The sequence below is a fragment of the Bdellovibrio sp. SBM16 genome (genome assembly GCF_056175625.1).
The window spans coordinates 1-2700 of the sequence record NZ_JBJKJG010000014.1 but is presented as its reverse complement, the minus strand read 5'-3'; the positions used below and the strand labels follow the sequence as shown (position 1 = coordinate 2700).

General features: G+C 41.7%; 1 protein-coding gene. It reads right to left on the bottom strand.

The genetic code is table 11. From position 1 onward, the window contains the following. Positions 1-71: 71 nt before the first annotated feature. On the bottom strand, positions 72-2543 hold the full coding sequence (locus AC04MM_RS13935) for a hypothetical protein (protein ID WP_475380988.1): 2472 nt from the start codon (positions 2541-2543) through the stop codon (positions 72-74). Positions 2544-2700: the final 157 nt, after the last annotated feature.

The following is a 2700-nucleotide window of genomic DNA, read 5'->3' as shown; positions in this document are numbered from 1 at the left end:
CTATGCTTACTTTTTTGACTCGTTGCCTTATACGGTCTAGTGTGGAGATCCCAAAATATTTCAAACACGGCTTAACGTACGACACAAGTCGTAGAAATAAGGCGCGCCAGCTGAGCATCAGCAGGGTCGTCTGAATCTACCACAAAATTTTCGAGAAGCAGCCAACCGGCTTCGATAAAAATGCCGCCTTCGGCTTCTGATGCATCCAGAATAATTGAAAGTAAAAGAGAACCTGAGAATTTTTCTAATTTACCCCAGAAGCCAGAAGAGTTGTTCGCACTTTTTAGAGATTCATGACATTCGGCATTTCGGCCGGTTTGTAAACGAATCCAGTTTTTAATATTGTTGCCGGTCATCTGTGTGGCATTGACCATGAAAACACCTTGGTTTGCCGCCACGTAGTTGATAATGACTTCGCCGTTGGCAGTTTGTGATAGCTTGGCCGAAATCGGCGTTGAGAGATATGTTGAATTGTTTGTGATGTCAGAAGCTAAGATAATCTTAGAACCTACAGGATAAGGATTATCAGCTGTCGCTAATACACGTTCTTTATCGCAATCAGCCCAGCGAATATCTTGAATCGAGTTGTAAGTTTTTTTATAGCTGGCCACACACAGGTAAATCCCCCCGGCGGTTTGTGACTGGCCATTACGTGCTTTTTTATCTAAGTCACGTGAGTGAAATAGGATGTAAACTTGTGACGGCTGATTTGGCTTGTAACCTTTAACCAATAAAATTTGTGGGTCATTAATGTCAAATGACATGTAGCCGTCCGGAATTTCACTTGTTTCTTTGTAGTAAAAATCATGCGAACTGAATTTTTTAGGAATTTCGTGAAACGTTGAAAGCACAGAGTCGTACTGGTGAGTATCCGGATTTATAAAATTAGGATACAGCGAAAACAGGCGTAAGCTTGTTAATTTGTTTAAGTTAAAAAACGAAGGTATTGAGCGAAAGCCAACAACCTGTCCTGTATCACCTGTTGATATTCTAAAAGCTGTAACTGGTTCGGCACGGGCATAGTTAACTACGCCCGAAAAGCCAAGAGGATGTAGATTTCCGCCGTATCGAGTCGCCGTTATATGTGTACTGTGTTCTTCAACATATTTGGCTGGCACAACATAGTCGTTGTTGATCGGTGTAGTTCTGTCGGTTAAAAGCTCTCGGCAAGCTGCTCTGAGATCAGATTCTTTTTTGAAGCATTGCATACCCTGCGGCCCCATCACTAAATACTGAATTTTAGCAATCGGTAAAATGATCTGATCTGTTTCGACCAACGCTGTTGAGTATGTCGTTAAAACATCGTGATTCCAGTTTACAACGCCGGTCATACGATAATCATAGGGCCATATTGATTGGCTTTTACGATAAGGATCTTGAGGTGCTTTTAAGCTAAGCTTTAAGTCTGGAGAATGGATTGAGAGCGTATCTAATCTGTTATAAGTTTCGCCAACCAAAACAAAATTATTTGGGCCATCCATCATGATGCTTAAGTCTGAAATTGAATAAGAATACTTTGTGGTCGGCGGATCGCCGATTCTTTGCACGGCTAGGTCGATACCACTAATGCCATAGGCCTTATCGCCCTTAAAACCGAATCTGCCGATGATCTGATTAATTTTATTATTGCGCGGGTCTAACGCTAGATATGTTTCGATTTTACCGGGTTCAACGGTTTCGTCATATTTAGCCCACCATACCGAACCTCTGATGATTCGACCATCTTTGCAGCCTGTAGAATCGTTTGCATCTAAAGGCCCATTGCAGCCAGCGTCTGTCCAGAAATAAAGTAACTTATCTGGGGTTTCCAAGACAGAGTTGTCGTAATTTGCCGAAATTAAAGAGGTTACTTTTAGACCTTTTATACTTTGGTTAAAGTAAGATGTGACATCACTAGCTGCAGGGTCATTGCCTACTTTTAAAGTGCCATAAAAAACGTTTTCACTACCAAACTTAATGAGCGGTTTATAGATAGCGCTTTCGCAGCTGCTCTCAAGGGGAGTACTGTCATTAAAAGCGATTTCTCCGGGAACACCAGTGCCATCACCGGTGAAAATTTGAACTTGTATTGTTTTTTTGTCGCTGGCAAGGCCGATATGGCGCTTGGCTGATATAGTCGTATTCAAATTAGCGCTAAAGACAGGGCACCAGGTATCATTCACAAACTTCCACACTTCGGTTGTGTGGCGGCTATCAGGATGGATCAATCCGGTTAACAACGTTTTTTCAGACGCAAAGGTTACAATGAGGTACTTCATGTTGATATAAAAAGTGCTATTGGAATTTGTAATAGGGTATGAAAAATCGTAAAGCCCTACAACATCACCATGGGCTAAAGCGCGACTTGTATAACCTGAAAAGTTGTCAGTTCGTTTAACAAGATGGTTTTTGTTTTGCTGACTTGGGCTTGATGACAAGCTTGCATTCGTTGATAGTCTTTGGTGGCGACGTTTGAGCCAGGCTGAGTGGTCTTGTTCTTTACAGCCAATCAGAGGCAGTAATAAAGTGAAAGCAACTAACGTAAAGATTTTTTTCATCGTCATTCTAGGGCCCTTTGTAATGCTTTTTTAAGTCCTAGAATCTAGTTAAAACCCGCAGACAGTTCAATCTTTGCGTCATAAAATCGGCAGGGGAGTATATTATTTATATGAATCGCAAGCTGTATATTAGTTGCTGCTGGGCCGGCGTCAATTATGGGGA

Coding starts and splice junctions, on each gene's coding strand:
- AC04MM_RS13935 (WP_475380988.1), bottom strand. CDS start 2,543: ATGACGATGAAAAAAATCTTTACGTTAGTTGCTTTCACTTTATTACTG.